Origin of the sequence: Bradyrhizobium sp. 956_D2_N1_4 (assembly GCF_052076025.1) — a bacterium.
GTDB classification, from domain to species: Bacteria; Pseudomonadota; Alphaproteobacteria; order Rhizobiales; family Xanthobacteraceae; genus Bradyrhizobium; species Bradyrhizobium barranii.
This window is the reverse complement of sequence record NZ_CP197237.1, coordinates 3,785,215-3,800,751: the sequence shown is the minus strand read 5'-3', so window position 1 is coordinate 3,800,751 and position 15,537 is coordinate 3,785,215. Positions and strand designations below refer to the sequence as shown.

The following is a 15,537-nucleotide window of genomic DNA, read 5'->3' as shown; positions in this document are numbered from 1 at the left end:
CGATCAAGACCGCGTCAACGCGCTGGTTTGACGCTGTCGCGCGAACGGTGCAGAGCGACGAGGAGAAAACAGGTGGGGGGCGCTTGAGTTTCATCAGCAAATGGGCCGGTCTGCTGGGGCTTCTGGCCGTGATCGTGATCGGTGACCAGATCCGGATCAACCGGCCCGGCCACAAATACCGCCTCACGGTTGAGGTGACGACGCCTGACGGGATCAAGACGGGGTCCGGTGTTCTCGCCGTGGTGCCTGACCGCAACTATAACCGCGGCGGCCGCACCACGATGCGCGGGGAGGCCGTGTTCGTCGATCTCGGCCAAGACGGCGGCAAAGGCAAGAACCTGGTGGCATTGCTGGCGCATCAGCAGGGCGGCAAGCTCGACCTCGACGACATCAACTATGTCGCGCTCCGTGCCTATGGCGCCGCGCGCGGCAACCGCGTCTCGTTCAACGACATCAGCCGGCAGGCCGGCATTGTCCCGGTGCAGGGGGAGCTGGTCCCCGTGCTCGTGAGCTTTGGCGATCCCAAAGACCCCAAGACCGCGCGCCTTGTCGCCGGCGACCATGCGGATACGGTTCTGGGCGACGGCTACGCCGTCCGCGGCCTCACCGCCGAGGTGGTACCCAACGGGTTTTGGCCGATCGATTTCGGCGGGGTGCTCGGGGAGCCCGTGACGCGCGGAATCGAGGCGAAATTGCCCTGGCTGGCCACGCCGGGCGACGTGGCGGCAACCGCGCTGAAGGCCGCCGGCCTGCCCGTCGTGGGGACAACCGAGGCCCGGGAGGCATTTGCGCGAAAATAGCATTGCCGTCCCGCGATCCCTTCTGTTGAATTTGTTCCATCCCGAGGGCATGTTTGGAGAATCTTCTTACGCGGGAGGTCGGAACGGGAGATGAGAAAGCCGGTCGTCGGCGTGATCGGGAACGCCCATCGCGTCGAAAATCGATTTCAGGTCCAGATGGTCGGCGAGCGCAATTTGCGCGCTGTGGCCGAGGTTTCCGGCGGCCTGCCGATGATGTTTGCGGGAGCGCCCGACATCACCGATATCGGCGCGCTGCTCGATGTGGTCGACGGGATCGTGCTCACCGGCGCCCGCGCCAACGTCCATCCGACCCGTTTCAATGTCGATCCGTGCGAGCGGCACGAGCCCTACGACATCCACCGCGACGAGGTGGCGCTGGCGCTGTCGGTCGCCTGCGTGTCCCGCGGCATTCCGCTGTTCGGCATCTGCCGGGGCCTGCAGGAGATGAACGTCGCCTTCGGCGGCTCGCTGCATCCGGAGATCCGCGAGATCCCCGGCCGCATGAACCACCGCATGCCCAGGCTCGAGAACGGCGAGATTCATCCCGATCCGACCGTGGTGTTCGCCGACCGTCACGACGTCGACCTCACGCCGGGCGGCGCGTTCGCAAAACTGCTCGGCTGCGAGAAGATCAGGGTCAATTCGCTGCATGGCCAGGGCATTCTCGATCCCGGCAAGCGCGTGCTGATCGAGGGCGTCGCCGAGGACGGCACCATCGAGGCGATCCGCATCGCGGAAGCCCCGACCTTCGCGCTCGGCGTACAATGGCACGCCGAATACGACCCGCAGCGCAATCCGATCAACCGCAAGCTGTTCGAGGCGTTCGGCGAGGCGATGGTTGTGCGCCAGCGCGCGGCGGCGTAGCAAGAAGCTCGCTCGCAGCCCTCGACTGAACGGCGCCTTGGTTTCGCGGCTTACGCCGTCTGCACCATCCGTCTTGCGCGATAGGCCTGCGGCGACATCAGGGTTAGCTTGCGAAACGCCTTGCGAAAGCTGCTCTCGTCCTCATAGCCGGCCGTGCGTGCGATGGTCTTGATCGGCTGCGCCGTCGTCTCCAGCAGCGTGCGCGCGTGCTCGACGCGGCGACGCATGATGAAGGCTTGCGGCGGCTCGCGCGTGAGCTCCTGGAACTTCCGGTTCAGCGTGCGCTCGCTGAGGCCGAGCGCATCGGCGAGGCGCTTGACCGTCATCGGGCTCTTGCCGGTGCGCCGAACCAGCAGGTCGGCCCTGGTCAGCAGCGGGTCCTGCGACAGCAAATAGCCGATGGGCATGAAGATCGATTGGGTGCGTTGCGCGGTGTCGATGACGACGTAGTCCGCGCAGAGCTTTGCAATCTCCTTGCCGTCGACCATCTCGATCAGCCTGAGCAGGAGGTCGACCCACGACATTGGTCCGGCCGCGCAGACGATGCGGTCCGCGACGGTGATGACGGCGTCGGCAGCGAGGTCGATGGTGGGATGGCGCTGCCGCAGCTCGCCTTGCAGCCACCAGGTGATGGTGGCGCGGCGGTGGTCGAGCAGGCCGCTGCCTGCAAGCAGGAACACGCCGCTGCAGAATGCGCCGATCAGCCGGCCGCTCGCATGCTGCTGCCGAAGCCAGGCGCCGGCGCGGGCATATTGCGGTTGCAGGCGTTCCGCCGTGACGTGATCGACGAGGTTGCCGGGGACGAGGATCGCGTCGAAGCGACCGCGTTTGCCGACCGCGCCATCGACGGCGACCATCTGGCCGCCGCCGGCGCGCACCGGCTTGCCGTCGAGCGAAAGCACCTCCCAGGCGAAGCGCGTTTTCGCACCGCTCTGCTGCATCACGTGATTGGCGAGCGACAGGATGTCGGCGACCCCGGCGATCGCCGAATGCATGCAGCCTTCCAGCGCCAGAATTGCGAGCTTCATGAGACCTCCAGGACAGGCGCGGCGATCCTAGCCGATCGGCGCGGGGCTGCGTGGCGGAAATTGCCCGATCTCTGTCTCATCCGCCACTGCCTTGCCGGCGCTGTCAGGTCCAGTCTCGTGCCGTCGTCACACGACATCATTGGAGAGAGACATGCCTTACGTCACCATTTCCACCGTCCGCGGCATCCTGGATGCCGGGCAAAAGAAGACCCTGCTCGAACGCGTCACCGATCTCCTGGTCGAGGTCGAAGGGCAGGGCAACCCGGATTTCCGCCGCAACGTCTGGGTCAGGATCGAGGAGCAGGAGCCGGCGCACTGGTCGCTGGGCGGCATGCAGCCGACGCCTGAGATCATCGCCGGCATGTTCGGCACGATCGGCGCGGATGGCGTGCGGGTCCGACGGCCGTAGCAGCGCAGCGTGCGCGGGCGGACCAGCCCAAGGCATGGTTCGCCACCGCCCTGTGCTCAATCGATCTGCGGGGCGATTTCCATTGCATCGCACAATCACGACCATGGCCTGCACGCGGCCGCATTGAGGTTCGCAAGACGCCCACCATATGTTCTGCAAGGGAGCCCTGCCGTGCAGACCATGAAGGCGGCCCTCGTTGCGGCGATTGGCGTCGTGGCTTTGATCTGCTGCCTCCTTCCCAGCTCAGCGGAGGAGAACGGCCGTCTTGCATTGATCGTTTCGATCGACGGAGCCATAGGCCCTGCGTCGGCCAGCTACGTGAAGGAGGCTTTGGCCAAGGCAAGCGAACGGCGTGCCGAGGTCGTGCTCCTGAGACTGAACACGCCCGGCGGCCTCAATTCCAGCATGCGCGAGATCATCGCGGATGTGCTGGCCTCGCCGATCCCTGTCGTCGGTTACGTCGCTCCCTCCGGCGCCCACGCGGCGAGCGCGGGGACCTATATCCTTTATGCGACCCACATCGCGGCGATGGCGCCGGGCACCAATATTGGCGCCGCGACGCCGGTGCAGATCGGCGGGCCGCTGCCGGGTCTTCCGAGCGGACCGGCGGACAAGGGCGGCAAGGACAAGAAGGACGGTGACCAGCAGAGCGAGTCCAAGGATCAGCCCAAGGATGCCATGACGGCAAAGGCGACCAATGATGCGGTTGCCTTCATCCGCAGCCTTGCGGAGCTGCGCAACCGCAATGTGGACTGGGCGGAGAAGGCGGTCCGTGAGGCTGCCACGCTCTCTGCGAACGCCGCGCTAGAGGCTCATGCCATCGATCTCGTCGCGCGCGATCAGGCTGAATTGCTGAGGCAGATCGATGGTCGCGTGGTCGAGGTCGCAGGCGGCAAGACGCAACGCCTGGTGACAAAGGATGCCGTCGTTGAAGCCATCGATCCCGGACCGATATCCCGCTTCCTGGCGGTGATCACCGATCCGAACGTGGCGTTCATTCTCCTGATGGTCGGCATCTACGGCTTGATCTTCGAGTTCATGTCTCCTGGAGCCGTCGCCCCCGGAGTCGTCGGCGCGATCTGCCTGCTGATCGGCCTCTATGCGCTCAATCTGCTGCCGATCAATTATGCCGGCCTCGCCCTGATGTTGGTTGGACTCGTGCTTCTCACCATCGAAGCCTTCAACCCGACCGTGGTAATCGGGCTCGGAGGGATCATCGCGTTCGTGCTGGGAGCGCTGATGCTTTTCAGGGGCGAGGCGCCGGGCTACCACCTGTCGTGGTGGGTGATCGGCATCACCGCAGCAGTGTTCGCCGGCTTTGCGCTCGTCGTGCTCGGTTCGCTTCGGCGCGTCGGCAGGGCTCCTGCACTGGTCGGCGCGCAGGCCATGCGAGGCTTGCCCGCCGAGGTTCTCGACTGGAATGGGAACGAAGGTCATGTCTTCGCCCATGGTGAGCGCTGGCAGGCGCGCGGCGCCGAAACGTTCAAGCCTGGAGAGACGGTCGAAGTCGCCAACATCGTCGACCTGACGCTGCTGATACGGCGCGCACCAACAGGCGAGGGAGGTACATCATGATGCTGGAATATCTGACCTATGCGGCGCTCGCGTTGCTTGTCATCATGTTCCTGTCCCAGGCTATTCGAATCCTGCGCGAGTACGAGCGTGGCGTCATCTTTACGCTCGGCCGCTTTACCGGCGTGAAGGGCCCGGGCCTCATCATCCTCATTCCGATCGTGCAGCAACTGGTGAAGGTGGATCTGCGGGTGATGGTGCAGGTCGTGCCGCCGCAGGACGTGATTTCGCGGGACAACGTCTCCGTCAAGGTCAACGCCGTTCTGTACTTCCGCATCGTCGACCCCGAACGGGCCATCATCAAGGTCGGCGACTACATGGCCGCGACCAGCCAGCTCGCCCAGACCACCTTGCGCTCGGTGCTCGGCAAGCACGAGCTCGACGAGATGCTCGCCGAGCGCGACAGGTTGAACGCGGACATCCAGGAGATCCTCGACAAGCAGACCGACGTCTGGGGCATCAAGGTCACCGGCATCGAGATCAAGGACGTCGATCTCAATGAAACCATGGTGCGCGCGATTGCTAAACAGGCCGAGGCGGAGCGGTTGCGGCGGGCCAAGGTGATCAATGCGATGGGCGAGCAGCAGGCTGCCGAAAAGCTCGTCGAGGCCGGCCGGATTCTCGCGCAGGAGCCTCAGGCGATGCAACTACGTTATTTCGCGGCCCTGCACGACATCGCGGGCGAACGGTCGTCGACCATCGTCTTTCCGCTGCCGACGGGCCTGCTCGACCATTTTGTGCCGCGGCGCGACAACCCGTAGCCATCAGCGGCAGGATGACCCATCTTCGGCCCAAATGGAGGTGTCGAATATTGCTCCCAACTTAAACGGGAGGAGAATTCGATGATGAAGCATGCCGCCAGACCAGCAAGCCGCCGCCGAAATCGGACATTGATGCTCACCGTCCCGCTGGTCGCCCTCGCACTTTGGTCGTGGGGGATCGATGCGGCGCAGGCCGCAGAGCCGGGCAAGGACGCGACGGCGGCTAGCCTGCCGCGCATTCTCGTGCTTGCGACGGGAGGTACCATCGCAGGCCAGGCCGACGCGCGCGCGACCGGCGCGTACAAATCCGGCCAGATCACCGGGGAGCAGTTGATGCAGTCGGTACCGGGCCTGGACAAGCTCGCGAAGCTGAACGCTGAGCAGATTTCGTCGATCGGATCCCAGGACATGAACGACAAGGTCTGGTTTGCCCTGGCCCGCCGCATCCAAGACGCCTTCGACAAGAATGAAGCCGATGGAATCCTCATCACCCACGGCACGGATACGCTCGAGGAGACCGCGTTCTTTCTCGACAATGTCGTGCGCGGCGACAAGCCGGTGGTGATCGTCGGTTCGATGCGTCCGGCCACGGCGGTGAGTGCGGACGGCCCCGGCAATCTGTACGAAGCGGTGCAGGTGGCGGCCGATCCGCGCTCTCGCGGCCGCGGCGTGATGGCCGTGCTGAACGACAAGATCCAAAGCGCCCGCTCGATCACCAAGACCAACACCACGAGCATCGAGACGTTCAGCTCCCCCAATGACGGCCCGATCGGCTATGTCGACACCGCCGGCGGCATCCGTTTCATGACCCAGGCCGCCGGCAAGCGCACGACCTATCCGCTCCCGGCGGGCGAGCAATTGCCGCGCGTCGAGATCGTCTACTCGCATGCCAACATGGACGCCGTTCCGATCGAGGACGCCATTTCGCACGGCGCCAAGGGCATCGTGCTGGCCGGCGTCGGCGACGGCAACACGTCGAAGCAGGCCCTCGATGCGCTCGAAGCGGCGGCGAAGAAGGGCGTCATCGTCGTCCGCTCGACGCGGGTCCGATCCGGCTTCGTCACCCGGAATGTCGAGGTTGACGACGACAAGAACGGGTTCGTCGTGTCCGAGGACCTCAATCCGCAGAAGGCCCGTGTTCTCACTCAATTGCTGATCGCGGGCGGGGTTACGGCTCCGGCCGAGCTCCAGCGCGCCTTCACTGCAACGTGGTGATTGGGCGCGTCGTGTCCTGCAGGGTGGGTTAGCGTAATCCACCCTGCGACTCCCCAAAACGAAAAGGCGCTCCTCGCGGAGCGCCTTTTGCTTGTCGCAGAGAGTTTGGGCCGCTTAGCCCGAATAGTACATGTCGAACTCGACCGGGTGCGGGGTCATTTCGAAGCGCTCGACCTCGGTCATCTTCAGCTCGATGTAGCTGTCGATGAAGTCGTCGTCGAACACGCCGCCGTTCTTGAGGAAGCCGCGGTCCTTGTCGAGGTTTTCGAGCGCCTCGCGGAGCGAGCCGCACACCGTCGGGATCTGCTTCAGCTCTTCCTTCGGCAGGTCGTAGAGGTCCTTGTCCATCGCCGGACCCGGATCGATCTTGTTCTTGATGCCGTCGAGGCCGGCCATCAGCATCGCGGCGAAGCCGAGATAGGGATTGGCGAGCGGATCGGGGAAGCGCACCTCGACACGCTTGGCCTTCGGCGAAGCGGTGTAGGGGATGCGGCAGGAGGCCGAGCGGTTGCGCGCGGAGTAGGCGAGCAGCACGGGAGCCTCATAGCCCGGGACCAGACGCTTGTAGGAGTTGGTCGACGGGTTGGTGAAGGCGTTGATCGCCTTGGCGTGCTTGATGATGCCGCCGATGTAGTGAAGGCAGGTCTCCGACAGGTCGGCGTACTTGTTGCCGGCGAACACCGGCTTGCCGTCCTTCCAGATCGACTGGTGCACGTGCATGCCCGAGCCGTTGTCGCCATAGACCGGCTTCGGCATGAAGGTGGCGGTCTTGCCGTAGATGTGCGCGACCTGGTGGATGCAGTACTTGTAGATCTGCATGTGGTCGGCCATCAGCGTCAGCGTGTCGAACTTCATGCCGAGCTCGTGCTGGGCGGACGCGACTTCGTGGTGATGCTTCTCGACCTTGACGCCCATCTTGGCCATGGCGCCGAGCATTTCGGAGCGCATGTCCTGCACGGAGTCCTGCGGCGGCACCGGGAAGTAGCCGCCCTTGGTGCGGACGCGGTGGCCGAGATTGCCGCCTTCATATTCGGTGTCGGAGTTGGTCGGCAGCTCCGAGGAGTCGAGACGGAAGCCGGTGTTGTAGGGGTTGGCGGAGAAGCGCACGTCGTCGAACACGAAGAACTCGGCTTCGGGGCCGACGAACACGCTGTCGCCCACGCCCATCGACTTCACCATGGCCTCGGCCTTCTTGGCGATGCCGCGGGGGTCGCGGTTGTAGGGCTCGCCGGTGGTCGGCTCGAGCACGTCGCAGGTGATGACCATGGTGGTCTCGGCGAAGAACGGGTCGATCGTCGCGGTCACCGGATCCGGCATCAGGCACATGTCGGACTCGTTGATCGCCTTCCAGCCGGCGATCGAGGAGCCGTCGAACATCGTCCCTTCGGCGAAAATGTCCTCATCGATCATGCTGATGTCGAACGTCACGTGCTGCCACTTGCCGCGCGGATCGGTGAAGCGCAGGTCGACGTATTTGACGTCGTTGTCCTTGATCGATTTCAGGACGTCTTTGGCGGTCTTCATGCATACCCCTTTTGGCTCTGCGGGTCGGTTTCCAGGTGAGCAAGATTGTTCTCGCTTTTGGCGAGTTCGCGCGCGAGCGCACAAACAAAATCAGGCCGCCGAAGCAGCCTTTTTCTTGTCGGAGTGTCGCAAAATGCGGGATAGCACCCGGCTCAGATAGCGTCCAGCCCGGATTCGCCGGTCCGGATGCGGATCGCCTCTTCGATATTGGAGACGAAAATCTTGCCGTCGCCGATGCGCCCGGTCTGCGCGGCGCGGCGGATCGCGTCGATGGCGCGCTCGACCAGATCGTCGCCGATCACGATCTCGATCTTCACCTTGGGGAGGAAATCGACGATGTATTCTGCGCCGCGGTAAAGCTCGGCGTGGCCCTTCTGCCGGCCAAAGCCCTTGGCCTCGGTCACGGTGATGCCTTGCAGGCCGACTTCCTGAAGCGCTTCCTTCACCTCGTCGAGCTTGAATGGCTTGATGATGGCTTCGATTTTCTTCACTGCGCGCCTCCCGGCCTTTCGATCAAATAGCAACGTCTTCGTCAGGATGCGCTTTTCTTAACGCACGATCTTGTCTTCGCTATGCCGGGATGCCTGACCAGCCCGGCAACAACGGCCGGCCACACCCTGATAGATTGCCAGTGAGCACGACGAACCGAAGCGGCTTCCTCGAAAGCAGGGTCTATGCCAAGTTGCAAATGCCCTGATTATTGGAGCGTTATCAGCCTTTTAACGCGCATCTCTGATAGGTGGAGCCGACTGGCTCAAAATACCGCAGACTACGAAATAGGCAATCGGTTCAATATCTGTGCAAATCGTTGTTCTGCCGGGTGGGCCTGTACGGAACGTGCCTGTTGAAAAGGCGTTTGGACCAGGGAAGTGGCATGGAAGTTCTGACCAACGCTGAAATGCAGCGTGCCGACCAGCTCAGTATTGCGGCAGGCACGCCCGGCTTCAAGCTGATGCTCAGCGCGGGGCAGGCGGTCGCGGAGGCCGCCAATGCGCTGGTGGAGGGGGGGCCGATCCTGATCGTGGCCGGTCCCGGCAACAATGGCGGCGACGGTTTTGTCGCAGCCGCGGAGCTCGCCGCGCAAGGGCGCGACGTCTCGGTGATCCTGATGTGCGAGCGCGACCAGCTCCAGGGTGACGCGGCCTCCGCGGCGCGCGGCTGGAAGCACCCGGTGCTGCCGTTCAATCCGCAGGCGATCGGCAAGCCCGCGCTGATCATCGATGCGCTGTTCGGCGCGGGCCTCAGTCGCCCGGTCGACGGCGAGGCGCATGCGATGATCGAAGCGATCAACGCCAACGGCGCCCCGGTGCTCGCGGTCGACCTGCCGAGCGGCATCAACGGCACCAGCGCAGCTTTGATGGGTGCGGCGGTGAACGCCACCGAGACCGTCACCTTCTTCCGCAAGAAGCCGGCGCATTTGCTGCTGCCCGGCCGGATGCATTGCGGCCACGTGCGCGTCGCCGACATCGGCATCGACGCACAGGTGCTGGACGAGATCGCGCCGCGGACCTTCGAGAACGATCCGGATTTCTGGGGCACCGCCTTTCCGGTGCCGCGCATCGACGGCCATAAATACGCACGGGGCCACGTGCTGGCGGTCTCGGGCGATGCCGCCGCGACTGGCGCAGCGCGGCTCGCCGCCCGTGGCGCTTTGCGGGCCGGAGCCGGCCTCGTGACGCTGGCGACCCCGCGCGATGCGCTCGCGATCAATGCCAGCGCGCTCACCGCGGTGATGGTTCGGGCCTGCGACACAGCGGTCGAATTCGGCGCGTTGCTCGGCGACAAGCGCTACAACACCTGTCTGATCGGACCCGGCGCGGGCGTCGGCGATCGCACCTGCGATCTGGTCCACACGGCGCTTCACGCGCAGCGGCATCTGGTGCTGGACGCGGATGCGCTGACGAGCTTTGCCGCAAACCCCGAGCGGCTGTTTGAATCGATCAAGTCCTCTGAGGACAGTGCGGTCGTGCTGACGCCGCACGAGGGTGAATTTCCGCGCCTGTTCTCCGACCTCAGCAACAAACATCCGGGCCGCTCGAAGCTGGAGCGCGTCCGCGCCGCCGCCGAGCGCTGTGGTGCGGTCGTGCTGCTGAAGGGGCCGGATACCACCATCGCCGCGCCCGACGGGCGCGCCACCATCGCCGCCAACGCGCCGCCCTGGCTCGCCACCGCCGGCGCCGGCGACGTGCTCGCCGGCATCATCGCAGGACTTCTGGCGCAGGGCGTGCCGGCCTTCGAAGCCGCCAGCATCGGCGTCTGGATGCATGGCGAGGCGGGAAGCGAGGCGGGGCCCGGCCTGATCGCGGAGGACCTGACCGAGACGCTGCCGGCCGTGCACCGGCGGATCTATAATGCGCTCGGGGTGGAGTACTAGTGCTCAGGCTGCTCGCACTCACCGATATGGGCGAGGCCGCGCAGGTCCATCGGATTGCGTTTGACCGGGCGATGCCGTGGCTCGTTGGGCTGCACACACCTGACGAGGACAGCTGGTTCTACCGCGAGCGCGTTTTCACGACGTGCCGTGTGTGGGGACGGTTCGATGATGGCGTCCTGAGCGGGATCATCGCCTTCCGCGAAGGTTGGGTCGAGCAGCTCTATGTGCTTCCCGCCGCCCAGGCGTGCGGCGTCGGCACAGAACTCCTCGATGTCGCCAAGCGGGCCAGCGACCAGCTGGAGCTCTGGACCTTCGAGCGCAACGCGCCGGCGCGGCGCTTCTATGAGGCGCGCGGGTTCGCACTGGTTGAGCAGACCGACGGGGCGCGGAACGAGGAGCGGGAGCCCGACGCTCGCTACCTCTGGACGCGCCGGTAAGTCGCTCACTCCACCCCGTACCAGCGCACCAGCCGCGGCGCGGCCCAGTCGGTCACGACGGATTCGATCAGCCAGGGTCCGGGTGAGGTCGCCGCGAATGCGATGCGCTGGGTTTGGCCGGGCTCGATTGCGAGCGTGTCGAGCCAGTAGGGCTTCCAGCCGTCGTCGAGCTTGTCGAGCAGGCGAAAATGATGGCCGTGCAGGTGAAACACGATCGTGGCCGGTCCGGGGTTCTTGAGGGCCAGCACGACGGTGCGGCCGGTCCTGGCGCGGAAGGCCGGATTGGAGGAGACGGAGAAGCTTGCAGGCCGTGCCCAGCCGGCGTCGGGCGCGCCGAGCGCGACATCGAACCGCAGGGCGCCTTTGAGGTCGAGCTTCTCGGGGAGGTCGTTCAGGGGGAGCGGCTGTGGTGGCAGCAGCGGCGCGCGCCGCTCGAGCTTGCCTGATATCGTGAGGCTCCCGACCTGGCGCGCCTCCTTGCCGTCATGCAACAGGAATGGGGCCGATGTGGCCGCGTCCACGAAGGCGTCGGCGCGTGCGCCGGGGGCGAGCACCAGGGCGCCGTTGCGCGCCGGGAATGGCTCGGCCGGCTGTCCGTCGAGGGCCATCACCTGGACCTCGTGGCCTTCCAATTTGATCGCCAGAACAGAACGTTGCGAGCCGTTGATAAAGCGCAGCCGCAGCCGCTCGCCGGCCGCCGCTGAGAGTTCGAATGAAGTCCGCCCATTGAGCGTGAAGAGCGGTGTCGTGTCCTCGGGAACGCGGCCGGGCGGAAGCGCGGTCCCATCCGGCCGCAGGCGCCATTCCTCGATCAACAGGACCTCGTCGCGGTCGACAGGGACGCGATTTGTCTCGCCGGCGATGATCGGAAGCGGGCGCGCGGGCAGCTTCAGACCGTCTTCGAAGAGACGGAAGTCGGCTGCCAGAGTTCCTGCGTTTGGTATTGAAACAATTGAGGTTTCAGTCACATTCGGCGCAGTCGGCGTACGCCCTCGCAACGGGTCGGCCCCGGCCGGGCCATTCAGGCCGTACCAGACTGGCGCAAGCGGGACAGGCAGGTCGTTCCGGAAGACCACCTCGCAGCGGTCGCCTCGCTTGAGACGGACGTTCCCGATATGGCTTACGGCGGCCAGCTCCCAGATCGGTGTCGCCGGCTGACCCGGCCTGAGCGCCAGGGTTGCCGGCCTTGCCTGCAGGGCGAGCTGGGCGGTGACAGCGGGGGTTGCGCCGCCGGCGATCAGCCCGGCCGCGGAGGCTCCAAGTCCGGCTCCAAGTCCGGCTCCAAGTCCAGCTCCAAGTCCGGCCAAAACCTCACGCCGGGTCGGGTCAGAGATCCGCGTTTTCATGGCTTGATGCGGACCATGAAGCGCTGGATAAGTCCAGCCGTCGCGCCTACTTAAAGCCTGACTCTATCGGGCCATTTTTTTGCTGCGAACAGTCAGGCACATGCTATAAGCCCGGCCGCCCGCGGCATCGCGGCCGGTCTTGATGCAAATTCACGCGGGCGTGGCGGAACTGGTAGACGCGCTGGATTTAGGTTCCAGTGACGAAAGTTGTGGGGGTTCGAGTCCCTCCGCCCGCACCAAGCGCTTTCAGCGTTTGCACGGATTACCGAAGGGCTGCTTCCTCACGGAGTGTTTCCGGCGGAAGTGGTCCGATGAACCACCGGCGTTGAGGCGTCTTGCCTCGCGCCGGTTCGATTAATGACAGCGTCCCGACGCATGCGTGCCGGGGCCGAGCGAGAAGAAGATTGGACGCCATGCAGGTCACAGAAACCCTCTCGGAAGGTTTGAAGCACGAGTTCAAGATCAGCGTTCCCGCGTCTGATCTCGACGCCAAGGCTGGTGCCAAACTCGTCGATCTCAAGGACAAGGTCCGCATCAACGGCTTCCGCCCCGGCAAGGTGCCGGTCGCTCACCTGAAGAAGGTCTATGGCCGCTCGGTGATGGCCGAGACCATCGACCAGACCATCCGCGACACCAACACGCAGCTGTTCTCCGACCGTGGCTTCAAGCTTGCGACCGAGCCGAAGATCACCATGCCGAGCGAGCAGGCCGAGGTCGAGGAACTGCTCAACGGCAAGACCGATCTGACCTACACGGTCGCGATCGAAGTGGTGCCCGCGATCGCGCTCGCCGACTTCAAGAGCTTCCAGGTCGAGAAGCCCGTCGCTGACGTGTCCGACACCGATGTCGACGAAGCCATCAAGCGCATCGCCGACAGCAACCGCGGCTATGCGGCCAAGGCCGAGGGCGCCAAGGCCGAGTCGGGCGACCGCGTCACCATCAACTTCAAGGGCACCATCAACGGCGAAGTCTTCGAGGGCGGCACCGGCGAGGGCATCCAGGTAGCGATCGGTTCCAATACCTTCATCCCCGGCTTCGAGGAGCAGCTCACCGGCATCGGCGCGGGCGAGACGCGCACGCTGAAAGTGTCGTTCCCCAAGAACTACATGAACGACAAGCTCGCCGGCCAGCCGGCCGAGTTCGAGACCACCGCGACCTCGATCGAGGCGCCGCAGGACGTCGCGATCGATGACGAGTTCGCCAAGACGCTGGGCCTCGAATCGCTGGACAAGCTGAAGGAAGCCGCGCGCGAGCGTCTGGCTGCCGAGTTCGCCGGCGCGACGCGCCAGCGCGTCAAGCGTGCGCTGCTCGACCGCCTCGACGAGGCGCATCGCTTCGAAGCGCCGCCGTCGCTCGTCGACGAGGAGTTCAATCTGATGTGGAACTCGGTCAAGGCCGAGATGGATTCGGCCGGCAAGACCTTCGCGGACGAGGATACCACCGAAGACAAGGCCAAGGACGAGTACCGCAAGATCGCCGACCGCCGCGTTCGGCTCGGCCTCGTGCTGTCCGAGATCGGCGAGAAGAACAAGATCACCGTGACCGACGACGAGGTCGGCCGCGCCGTGATCGAGCGCGCTCGCTCGATGCCGGGCCGCGAGAAGGAAGTCTGGGACTATTACCGCAGCAACGCCCAGGCGCTGGCCCAGCTTCGTGCACCGATTTACGAGGACAAGGTCGTCGACTTCATCCTCGAGCTCGCCAACGTGACCGAGAAGAAGGTCTCGCGCGAGGACCTCTACAAGGACGAGGACGCGGAAAAGACCGCAGCCTGAAGGCTCTAGAGCGTTTTCGAGCGAAGTGGATACCGGTTCGCGTAAAGAAAACGCGTCAAACTTAGAATCTAGAGCCCCGTTCCGATTCAATCGGAACGGGGCTCTAGGAAAGCCTTCCATTAAGGATGATCAGCAAAGGGGCCCGGCTAGCCAACTGGCTGGCTGGGCCTGTTTGCGAGAATCAGCTTCAAGTGCCCCGTGGATTAAGCCTTAATTCGCTCCGCACTTGTCTGGCGCGAATTGGGCTATATCTGTCGGTACGCCCTGTACCCAAGTCTTATACCAAGCGTTCTACCTCTACCCACTTCCTGCATCACTGGCGTCCATCGGCCTTCCGGCAAATCCAGCCAAACTGGCAGCCAAGACTGGCAATGTCCGCCTCCTAAAACCCTAGGTGACTCATGCGCGATCCGGTTGAAACCTACATGAACCTCGTGCCCATGGTGGTCGAGCAGACCAACCGTGGCGAGCGCGCCTACGACATCTTCTCGCGCCTGTTGAAGGAGCGCATCATTTTCCTGACCGGGCCGGTCGAGGACGGCATGTCGACGCTGGTGGTCGCGCAGCTCCTGTTCCTTGAAGCGGAAAATCCGAAGAAGGAAATCTCGATGTACATCAACTCGCCGGGCGGCGTGGTGACGTCGGGCCTTGCGATCTACGACACCATGCAGTTCATCCGCCCGCCGGTCTCGACGCTGTGCACGGGCCAGGCCGCCTCGATGGGCTCGCTGCTGCTCTGCGCCGGCGAGAAGGACATGCGCTTCTCGCTGCCGAACGCGCGCATCATGGTGCATCAGCCCTCCGGTGGCTTCCAGGGCCAGGCCACCGACATCATGCTGCACGCGCAGGAAATCCTGAACCTGAAGAAGCGGCTCAACGAGATCTACGTGAAGCACACCGGTCAGACCTACAAGACGATCGAGGACGCGCTGGAACGCGACAAGTTCCTCACCGCGAACGACGCCAAGGAGTTCGGCCTGGTCGACAGGGTCATCGACAAGCGCGCCGAAGAGCCGGCGGCGAAACCGCAGTAACGCGAACGGGGCTGCAACATCGATCCCTGGAATACCTATGGGGATTTCTCGGGATCGTCAGGGCGACGTTCACGTTAACGGCGCACTACGCGGCGGCGCAAAAAACAGTCTTGCGCCCCGCGACAGGCAGAAAGTTCCGCTTTCGTGCTTGTTTTTCGTGGCAATCCAGCAACTCCGGGGCGATTTCGATCACTTCGTCCGTGCCAAGACGTGAAATCACGGTATTGTCACGGGTAGCCAGCGCCCCCTCGATTAGCGAATTCTTGATAGTCGGGTGACAGCATGGTTGGCTACGATTGATCGGCTATGATCGCGGAGAATCGAGTGACCGTGATTCGCACGGGATCTAACGCGTAGGGTCTTTTTTGGTACGGAATTTGCTCGATTTGAACTTCATA

Annotated in this window: 14 protein-coding genes and 1 tRNA gene; 11 read left to right on the top strand and 4 right to left on the bottom strand. The window is 64.3% G+C overall.

Annotated features, from left to right (window positions below):
* Positions 1-83 precede the first annotated feature (83 nt).
* A complete protein-coding gene (locus AB7535_RS17830; protein WP_135215990.1) occupies positions 84-800 on the top strand; it encodes a hypothetical protein in 717 nt (238 codons plus the stop codon).
* Positions 801-890: 90 nt separating this feature from the next.
* Positions 891-1,664 carry a gamma-glutamyl-gamma-aminobutyrate hydrolase family protein gene (locus AB7535_RS17825; RefSeq protein WP_071913319.1) on the top strand — a complete coding sequence of 258 codons (774 nt, stop codon included), beginning with the start codon at positions 891-893 and terminating at the stop codon, positions 1,662-1,664.
* A gap of 50 nt (positions 1,665-1,714) precedes the next feature.
* On the opposite strand, the gene AB7535_RS17820 is transcribed toward AB7535_RS17825, so the two are convergent.
* Entirely contained in the window at positions 1,715-2,692 is a 978-nt protein-coding gene (locus tag AB7535_RS17820) for a GlxA family transcriptional regulator (protein WP_071913321.1), read from the bottom strand.
* Positions 2,693-2,843: 151 nt separating this feature from the next.
* Between AB7535_RS17820 and AB7535_RS17815 the strand changes: the two genes are divergently transcribed.
* The 4 genes from AB7535_RS17815 (at position 2,844) to AB7535_RS17800 (ending at position 6,649) form a co-directional block, all read left to right on the top strand.
* Positions 2,844-3,101 (top strand): tautomerase family protein, encoded by a 258-nt coding sequence (locus AB7535_RS17815; RefSeq protein ID WP_071913326.1) that lies wholly within the window; start codon positions 2,844-2,846, stop codon positions 3,099-3,101.
* Positions 3,102-3,272: 171 nt separating this feature from the next.
* Positions 3,273-4,676, top strand: a complete 1,404-nt coding sequence (locus AB7535_RS17810; RefSeq protein WP_085400722.1) for an NfeD family protein — start codon at positions 3,273-3,275, stop codon at positions 4,674-4,676.
* Positions 4,673-5,434 carry a slipin family protein gene (locus tag AB7535_RS17805; protein ID WP_063982951.1) on the top strand — a complete coding sequence of 254 codons (762 nt, stop codon included), beginning with the start codon at positions 4,673-4,675 and terminating at the stop codon, positions 5,432-5,434. The genes AB7535_RS17810 and AB7535_RS17805 overlap by 4 nt, the downstream gene beginning before the upstream one ends.
* Positions 5,435-5,515: 81 nt before the next feature.
* Positions 5,516-6,649 (top strand): asparaginase, encoded by a 1,134-nt coding sequence (locus AB7535_RS17800; protein ID WP_135215991.1) that lies wholly within the window; start codon positions 5,516-5,518, stop codon positions 6,647-6,649.
* Positions 6,650-6,763: 114 nt separating this feature from the next.
* Here AB7535_RS17800 and glnA read toward each other — a convergent pair whose 3' ends face one another.
* Positions 6,764-8,173 carry a type I glutamate--ammonia ligase gene (gene glnA / locus AB7535_RS17795; RefSeq protein ID WP_063982953.1) on the bottom strand — a complete coding sequence of 470 codons (1,410 nt, stop codon included), beginning with the start codon at positions 8,171-8,173 and terminating at the stop codon, positions 6,764-6,766.
* Between the two features lie 152 nt (positions 8,174-8,325).
* The gene (locus AB7535_RS17790; RefSeq protein ID WP_007603495.1) at positions 8,326-8,664 is read right to left on the bottom strand and encodes a P-II family nitrogen regulator; all 339 of its coding nucleotides are present in this window, start codon (positions 8,662-8,664) and stop codon (positions 8,326-8,328) included.
* Positions 8,665-9,047: 383 nt separating this feature from the next.
* On the opposite strand from AB7535_RS17790, the gene AB7535_RS17785 reads away from it, so the two are divergent.
* Positions 9,048-10,547, top strand: a complete 1,500-nt coding sequence (locus tag AB7535_RS17785) for an NAD(P)H-hydrate dehydratase (protein WP_439036707.1) — start codon at positions 9,048-9,050, stop codon at positions 10,545-10,547.
* Complete coding sequence (locus tag AB7535_RS17780) at positions 10,547-10,984, top strand: GNAT family N-acetyltransferase (RefSeq protein WP_439036706.1); 438 nt, start codon at positions 10,547-10,549, stop codon at positions 10,982-10,984. The genes AB7535_RS17785 and AB7535_RS17780 overlap by 1 nt, the downstream gene beginning before the upstream one ends.
* Before the next feature lie 5 nt (positions 10,985-10,989).
* Here AB7535_RS17780 and AB7535_RS17775 read toward each other — a convergent pair whose 3' ends face one another.
* A complete protein-coding gene (locus AB7535_RS17775) occupies positions 10,990-12,330 on the bottom strand; it encodes a multicopper oxidase family protein (RefSeq protein ID WP_135215994.1) in 1,341 nt (446 codons plus the stop codon).
* Positions 12,331-12,484: 154 nt separating this feature from the next.
* On the opposite strand from AB7535_RS17775, the gene AB7535_RS17770 reads away from it, so the two are divergent.
* From AB7535_RS17770 to AB7535_RS17760, 3 genes are all read left to right on the top strand, one after another.
* Positions 12,485-12,569, top strand: a tRNA-Leu gene (locus AB7535_RS17770).
* A 174-nt stretch (positions 12,570-12,743) separates the two neighbouring features.
* Positions 12,744-14,105 (top strand): trigger factor, encoded by a 1,362-nt coding sequence (tig, locus tag AB7535_RS17765; protein ID WP_063982957.1) that lies wholly within the window; start codon positions 12,744-12,746, stop codon positions 14,103-14,105.
* Positions 14,106-14,506: 401 nt separating this feature from the next.
* Positions 14,507-15,139 carry an ATP-dependent Clp protease proteolytic subunit gene (locus AB7535_RS17760; protein WP_063982958.1) on the top strand — a complete coding sequence of 211 codons (633 nt, stop codon included), beginning with the start codon at positions 14,507-14,509 and terminating at the stop codon, positions 15,137-15,139.
* Positions 15,140-15,537: the final 398 nt, after the last annotated feature.